The organism is Klebsiella sp. K-3 (genome assembly GCF_051207495.1).
Taxonomy (GTDB): domain Bacteria; phylum Pseudomonadota; class Gammaproteobacteria; order Enterobacterales; family Enterobacteriaceae; genus Klebsiella; species Klebsiella aerogenes.
This window is the reverse complement of record NZ_JBPNXF010000005.1, coordinates 381,007-388,182: the sequence shown is the minus strand read 5'-3', so window position 1 is coordinate 388,182 and position 7,176 is coordinate 381,007. Positions and strand designations below refer to the sequence as shown.

Genomic DNA, 7,176 nt, shown 5'->3' with positions numbered 1-7,176 from the left:
CCCGCCGGGAATGACAAGCGGAAAAATACATTTTTATTTCAACCGCTCATCTTTTATACGTAACGCTTATTTTTGCTGCTTTTTGATAGCCGCAGGCAGGTCCGCCAGGCTATTTAGCACCCAATCTGCGGCGCTTTCCGCTTCTTCGGTAACCGGCTTACCGGTACGCACCAGCACTTTCGTTCCGACATTCGCCGCCGCAGCCGCCTGCATGTCTTCGAGTTTATCGCCCACCATATAAGAAGCGGCCATATCAATATGCAGGAAATCGCTTGCGGAAATGAGCATCCCTGGATGCGGCTTACGGCAATCGCAGGTCTGGCGGAACTCTTCAACGCTCCCCTGCGGGTGATGCGGACAATAATAGATACCGTCGAGATCCACGCCGCGGTCTGCCAGCGACCAATCCATCCATTCGGTGAGGGTCTCAAATTGCGCTTCCGTGAATTTACCGCGCGCGATGCCTGACTGGTTGGTCACCAGCACTAACGCAAATCCCATTGCCTTTAGTTCACGCATGGCATCAATGACGCCGTCGATAAACTCAAAGTTGTCGATTTCGTGGACATAACCATGATCGATATTAATCGTGCCGTCACGGTCGAGAAAAATTGCGGGTACAGACTTTGCCACCGGTTTGCTCCTGATAAAGGCTAATGCCGTTAGTATCGCATGTTTCGGCATGCAAGAAAGTGCTCATTATAAAGAGTCAGATTGATTTAGACGTCTGGATGCCTTAACATCCATTTCATTGACAGGCATCGCCTGGACACGGCAGAAGAAAATGCCACGGCAAACGGCTAAACGATAATAAATAACTGATGATTAAACTTTCGAATATTACCAAAGTGTTCCAGCAGGGGAACCGCACCATACAGGCGCTGAACGATGTCAGCCTGCATGTCCCTGCCGGGCAAATTTACGGCGTGATCGGCGCTTCCGGCGCAGGTAAAAGTACGCTGATTCGCTGCGTTAACCTGCTGGAACGCCCAACCGAAGGTAGCGTGCAGGTTGATAACCAGGAACTCACCGCGCTGACTGAAAAAGAACTGACTCGCGCGCGCCGTCAGATTGGCATGATCTTCCAGCACTTTAATTTGCTTGCTTCACGTACCGTTTTCGGCAACGTGGCGCTGCCGCTTGAGCTGGACAACACGCCGCCGGCGGAAATCAAACGCCGCGTTAATGAACTGCTTGACCTGGTTGGTCTTGGCGATAAGCACGACAGCTATCCGGCAAACCTCTCCGGCGGCCAGAAACAACGCGTGGCGATTGCCCGTGCTCTGGCCAGCAATCCAAAGGTGCTGCTGTGCGATGAAGCCACCAGCGCGCTCGACCCGGCAACGACCCGTTCGATCCTCGAACTGTTAAAAGACATTAACCGTCGTCTGGGGCTGACCATTCTGTTGATCACCCATGAAATGGACGTGGTTAAACGTATCTGCGACTGCGTGGCGGTCATTAGCAATGGTCAACTGATCGAGCAGGACACCGTGAGCGAAGTCTTCTCCCATCCTAAGACGCCGCTCGCCCAACAGTTCATTCAATCTACCCTGCATCTGGATATTCCGGATGACTATCAGGCGCGCCTGAAGCCCACGCCGCTGCCTGACAGCGTGCCGATGCTGCGTATGGAGTTCACCGGCCATTCCGTCGATGCGCCGCTGCTGTCGGAAACCGCCCGCCGCTTTAATGTGAATAACAACATTATTAGCGCGCAGATGGATTACGCCGGCGGAGTGAAGTTCGGCATCATGCTGACTGAAATGCACGGCACACCGGAAGATACCCAGGCGGCGATCGCCTGGCTGCAGGAACATCATGTAAAAGTAGAGGTACTGGGATATGTCTGAACCAATGATCTGGCTGCTGGTTCGCGGCGTGTGGGAAACGCTGGCTATGACGTTTGTCTCCGGCTTCTTTGGCTTTGTGCTCGGCTTGCCGGTCGGCGTACTGCTGTACGTTACCCGTCCGGGGCAGATTGCCGCCAACGCCCGACTGTATCGTACGCTATCGGCGCTGGTAAATATCTTCCGCTCGATTCCATTCATTATTTTGCTGGTGTGGATGATTCCGTTTACCCGCGTGATCGTCGGTACCTCGATCGGCCTGCAGGCAGCGATTGTGCCATTAACGGTTGGCGCCGCGCCGTTTATCGCGCGTATGGTGGAAAACGCGCTGTTGGAGATCCCAACCGGGCTTATCGAAGCCTCACGCGCGATGGGCGCAACGCCGCTGCAGATCGTGCGTAAAGTTCTGCTCCCTGAAGCGCTGCCGGGTCTGGTGAACGCCGCCACCATCACACTCATCACCCTGGTGGGTTATTCCGCGATGGGCGGTGCGGTCGGTGCCGGTGGTCTGGGTCAGATTGGCTATCAGTACGGCTACATCGGCTATAACGCGACGGTAATGAATACCGTACTGGTATTGCTGGTTATTCTGGTTTATTTAATTCAATTCTCTGGCGATCGTATCGTCCGGGCTGTGACTCACAAATAACGTTATTGACACACAACACTAATTCTTACAGGAAGGAAATAACATGGCCTTTAATTTCAAAACCTTTGCGGCAGTTGGCGCATTAATCGGTTCTCTGGCTCTGGTGGGTTGCGGTCAGGATGAAAAAGATCCTAACCATATTAAAGTCGGCGTGATCGTCGGCGCGGAACAGCAGGTTGCTGAAGTCGCGCAGAAAGTGGCAAAAGAGAAGTATGGCCTCGACGTTGAGCTGGTAACCTTCAACGACTACGTGTTGCCGAACGAAGCGCTGAGCAAAGGCGACATCGACGTTAACGCCTTCCAGCACAAACCGTATCTCGACCAGCAGATTAAAGATCGCGGTTATAAACTGGTTTCCGTGGGTAACACCTTCGTCTATCCGATCGCTGGCTACTCGAAGAAAATCAAATCTCTGGACGAACTGCAGCCGGGCTCACAGATTGCCGTACCGAATGACCCGACCAACCTCGGCCGTTCTCTGCTGCTGCTGCAGCAAGTGGGTCTGATTAAACTGAAAGAAGGCGTAGGCCTGCTGCCGACGTCTCTGGACGTGGTTGAAAACCCGAAAAACCTGAAGATTGTTGAGCTGGAAGCGCCACAGCTGCCGCGTTCTCTGGACGACGCGCAGATCGCTCTGGCGGTCATCAACACCACCTACGCCAGCCAGATTGGCCTGACGCCGGCGAAAGACGGTATCTTCGTTGAAGATAAAAACTCGCCGTACGTAAACCTGATCGTCGCCCGCGAAGATAATAAAGACGCGGAAAATGTTAAGAAATTTGTTCAGGCTTACCAAAGCGATGAAGTTTACGAAGCCGCTAACAAAATCTTTAACGGCGGCGCAGTGAAAGGCTGGTAATCTGCTTTCAGCGTAATATCATTCAGGACGGGCTTTATGCCCGTCTTGTCATTTATGCAAGCACCTGATTCAATAGCGCCCTGTTTTATAATTCATTGAGGAAATACTATGCGTGCTTTACCGGTCTGTTTGTTAGCACTCATGTTAAGCGGTTGTTCTATGCTAAGCAGATCCCCCGTTGAGCCTGTTAAAAGCACCGCAACCACGCCAGTCCAGACGGAAACGGCTAAACCAAAAGTCTCACGTCCCGCACCGGTTAGAATCTATACCGATGCCGCCGCGCTGGTAGGGAAACCTTTCCGCGATCTGGGTGAAGTGAGCGGCGAATCATGCCAGGCTTCAAACCAGGACTCCCCGCCGAACATCCCGACCGCCCGTAAACGCATGCAAATCAACGCGGCCAAAATGAAGGCCAACGCCGTGCTGCTGCACAGCTGCGAAGTGACCAGCGGTACGCCAGGCTGCTACCGTCAGGCCGTTTGCCTGGGTTCAGCGCTTAACGTCTCGGCGCAATGAGTGCATTTCAGTTCGCGCAGATAGGCGTCATCCGCTCGCCGTATAAAGAGAAGTTTGCCGTTCCTCGCCAGCCAGGGCTGGTTGAACACGGCGGCGGAGAACTGCATCTATTAGCGCCTTATAACCAGGCGGACGCCGTGCGTGGACTGGAAAACTTCAGCCATCTGTGGGTCCTGTTTGTCTTTCATCAGACCATGGCTGGCGGCTGGCGCCCGACCGTGCGCCCTCCCCGCCTTGGCGGCAACGCGCGTATGGGCGTCTTTGCGACCCGTTCGACGTTTCGACCTAACCCTATCGGCATGTCGCTGGTTGAACTAAAAGGCGTTCGCTGCCAGAAGGATCAGGTGATACTGGAACTTGGCAGCCTCGATCTCGTTGACGGCACGCCGGTGGTTGATATCAAACCTTATCTTCCCTTCGCCGAGGCCCTGCCGGATGCCAGCGCCAGCTATGCGCAACAGGCGCCGCTGGCTGGCATGAATGTCAGCTTTACGCCGGAAATAGAAGCACAGCTACTCACGCTTGAAAAACGCTACCCGCATATCAAAGCGTTTATCCGTGAAGTACTGGCGCAGGATCCGCGCCCGGCTTATCGCAAAGAGGAAGAAGCAGGGAAAACCTACGCCGTCTGGCTGCTCGATTTCAACGTGCGCTGGCGGGTAATCCCCTCCGGTTTTGAAGTCTTTTCTCTCGAACCGCGCTAATTTTATTTTCCTCTCTTTTGGCATCTTTGCCACACTGGTAAACTAAACCACTTTTTTGTTTCAGGCTGGCTCTCCAGCCTGTTCCGATCGTCCAAATGGAACCGTAACAACATGCGTACTAGCCAATATCTGCTCTCCACTCTGAAGGAGACACCTGCCGACGCCGAAGTCATCAGCCATCAGCTGATGCTGCGCGCCGGGATGATCCGCAAGCTGGCCTCAGGGTTGTACACCTGGCTGCCGACCGGCGTGCGCGTTCTGAAAAAAGTCGAGAACATCGTGCGTGAAGAGATGAACAACGCCGGTGCTATCGAGGTGTTAATGCCGGTAGTTCAGCCTTCTGAACTGTGGCAGGAGAGCGGTCGCTGGGAGCAATATGGCCCTGAGCTGCTGCGCATTGCCGATCGAGGCGATCGTCCGTTCGTTCTCGGCCCGACTCACGAAGAGGTCATTACCGACCTGATTCGCAATGAGCTGAACTCGTACAAACAGCTGCCGCTGAACTTTTATCAGATTCAGACCAAGTTCCGCGATGAAGTTCGCCCGCGTTTCGGCGTGATGCGCTCCCGTGAGTTCCTGATGAAAGATGCTTACTCTTTCCATACCTCTCAGGAATCGCTGCAGGAAACCTACGACGCGATGTATACCGCTTACAGCAAAATCTTCAGCCGTATGGGGCTGGATTTCCGCGCGGTACAGGCTGACACCGGTTCGATCGGCGGTAGCGCTTCCCATGAGTTCCAGGTACTGGCGCAGAGCGGCGAAGATGACGTGATCTTCTCTGACAGCTCCGACTACGCGGCGAACATTGAGTTTGCCGAAGCCGTCGCGCCGAAAGAGCCGCGCGCAGCCGCGACGCAAGAAATGACGCTGGTAGACACGCCGAACGCGAAAACCATCGCCGAGCTGGTTGAGCAGTTCAATCTGCCAATCGAAAAAACCGTTAAGACCCTGCTGGTGAAAGCGGTAGAAGATAGCAGCTACCCGCTGGTCGCCCTGCTGGTACGCGGCGATCATGAACTCAACGAAGTAAAAGCGGAAAAACTGCCGCAGGTCGCCAGCCCGCTGACCTTCGCCAGCGAAGAAGAGATCCGCGCTATTGTTAACGCGGGGCCAGGTTCTCTCGGCCCGGTTAATATGCCGATTCCAGTGGTTATCGACCGTACCGTCGCGGCCATGAGCGATTTCGCCGCCGGCGCCAACATCGATGGCAAACATTACTTCGGCATCAACTGGGATCGCGATGTCGCGACTCCGGAAGTTGCTGATATTCGTAACGTCGTTGCCGGCGATCCGAGCCCGGATGGAAAAGGCACTCTGCTTATCAAACGCGGTATCGAAGTGGGCCACATCTTCCAGCTGGGCACCAAGTACTCTCAGGCAATGAATGCCGCGGTGCAGGGCGAAGATGGCCGCAACCAGATCCTGACCATGGGCTGCTACGGCATTGGGGTGACCCGCGTGGTGGCCGCCGCTATTGAGCAGAACTTTGACGATCGCGGGATTATCTGGCCGGACGCTATCGCGCCGTTCCAGGTCGCTATTCTGCCGATGAACATGCACAAGTCCTATCGCGTGCAGGAGCTGGCCGAGAAACTCTATGCTGAACTGCGTGCGCATGGCATCGACGTGCTGATGGACGATCGTAAAGAGCGTCCGGGCGTGATGTTCGCCGATATGGAGCTGATCGGCATCCCTCATACCATCGTGCTTGGCGATCGTAACCTCGACAACGATGATATTGAATACAAACATCGTCGCAACGGCGAGAAACAGCTGATTAAGACCGGGGATATTGTTAATTACCTGGTGCAGCAAATTAAAGGTTAATTTCCCCTTTAAAGCTAAAAGGCCTCGCAATAGCGAGGCCTTTTTAATTACAACTGCACGGATTACTTACCGCAATCTTTACCTGGAATAAATTTACTGTCTTTATCCGTCATTAGCGTTTTCATCATCTCGCCGGTATCCGGGTTCGCTTCGAGAGTGAAGTGCCCTTCTACCACCAGCAGTACCGGACGAGTATCGGTCCCGCGCGCGGCGGCGTAATCACGTTCAAGCTGAGCGTTATTGGCAACGGCCACCGTTTTACCTGTGACGCAATCGGTAAAGGTTGCCGCATCCGCCATATAGAAATACATCCCGCGCATCGCCATCGGCGTCGTCGGCAGGCTGGCCTTCACCGACTCCAGCGTATAGTTAAGCGTTGACTGAATCGGGTTGCCGTCACGATCGAGCATCTCAAGCTTATCGCCTTTCGCCCGATAGTAAGATTTCTCGCCTTTGCTATTGGTCAAGACCAGTTTATCGGCGGTACGCGCCCAGGTCCCATATGAAGCGAAAGATGACGGCTCGCGGCTAACGCCCTGATAACGTTCATTCATTACCCAGGTGCCATCTTTCTCAAGGAACAAAGAGGTTTCAATCCCTTCGCAATCCGCGCAAGGCAAAATACCGCGCCAGCTTTGCTGCATCGGTTTCAGCTCTTCCATCGCCGCCGGCTGAACCGTCTCCACCTCAGCGCGATGATTGCAGCCAAACAGCGCAAAGAGCGAACAGGCCGCTGCGAGCGAAAATACAATTTTCTTCACTGTGAAT

The 7,176-nt window shown here is 54.2% G+C and carries 8 protein-coding genes; 6 read left to right on the top strand and 2 right to left on the bottom strand.

All coding sequences use genetic code 11. From position 1 onward, the window contains the following. Window positions 1-66: 66 nt before the first annotated feature. Entirely contained in the window at window positions 67-633 is a 567-nt protein-coding gene (gene gmhB, locus ACSEMK_RS10525; protein ID WP_435336484.1) for a D-glycero-beta-D-manno-heptose 1,7-bisphosphate 7-phosphatase, read from the bottom strand. Window positions 634-821: 188 nt separating this feature from the next. Here gmhB and metN point away from each other — a divergent pair, with 188 nt between their 5' ends. The 6 genes from metN to proS all read left to right on the top strand — a co-directional run bounded on the left by metN (window position 822) and on the right by proS (window position 6,408). Then, window positions 822-1,853 carry a methionine ABC transporter ATP-binding protein MetN gene (gene metN / locus ACSEMK_RS10520; protein ID WP_087860830.1) on the top strand — a complete coding sequence of 344 codons (1,032 nt, stop codon included), beginning with the start codon at window positions 822-824 and terminating at the stop codon, window positions 1,851-1,853. Continuing rightward, a complete protein-coding gene (locus ACSEMK_RS10515) occupies window positions 1,846-2,499 on the top strand; it encodes a methionine ABC transporter permease MetI (protein ID WP_045390177.1) in 654 nt (217 codons plus the stop codon). The genes metN and ACSEMK_RS10515 overlap by 8 nt, the downstream gene beginning before the upstream one ends. Before the next feature lie 43 nt (window positions 2,500-2,542). Further along, complete coding sequence (gene metQ / locus ACSEMK_RS10510; RefSeq protein ID WP_015368138.1) at window positions 2,543-3,358, top strand: methionine ABC transporter substrate-binding lipoprotein MetQ; 816 nt, start codon at window positions 2,543-2,545, stop codon at window positions 3,356-3,358. Between the two features lie 108 nt (window positions 3,359-3,466). Continuing rightward, window positions 3,467-3,874: an Rcs stress response system protein RcsF gene (rcsF, locus tag ACSEMK_RS10505; protein WP_015704458.1), complete on the top strand. Its 408-nt coding sequence runs from the start codon at window positions 3,467-3,469 to the stop codon at window positions 3,872-3,874. Further along, window positions 3,871-4,578, top strand: a complete 708-nt coding sequence (gene tsaA / locus ACSEMK_RS10500) for a tRNA (N6-threonylcarbamoyladenosine(37)-N6)-methyltransferase TrmO (RefSeq protein ID WP_020079574.1) — start codon at window positions 3,871-3,873, stop codon at window positions 4,576-4,578. The genes rcsF and tsaA overlap by 4 nt, the downstream gene beginning before the upstream one ends. 111 nt (window positions 4,579-4,689) lie before the next feature. Further along, a complete protein-coding gene (gene proS / locus ACSEMK_RS10495) occupies window positions 4,690-6,408 on the top strand; it encodes a proline--tRNA ligase (protein ID WP_047065175.1) in 1,719 nt (572 codons plus the stop codon). Window positions 6,409-6,470: 62 nt separating this feature from the next. On the opposite strand, the gene nlpE is transcribed toward proS, so the two are convergent. Further along, complete coding sequence (gene nlpE, locus ACSEMK_RS10490; protein WP_087860832.1) at window positions 6,471-7,169, bottom strand: envelope stress response activation lipoprotein NlpE; 699 nt, start codon at window positions 7,167-7,169, stop codon at window positions 6,471-6,473. Window positions 7,170-7,176: the final 7 nt, after the last annotated feature.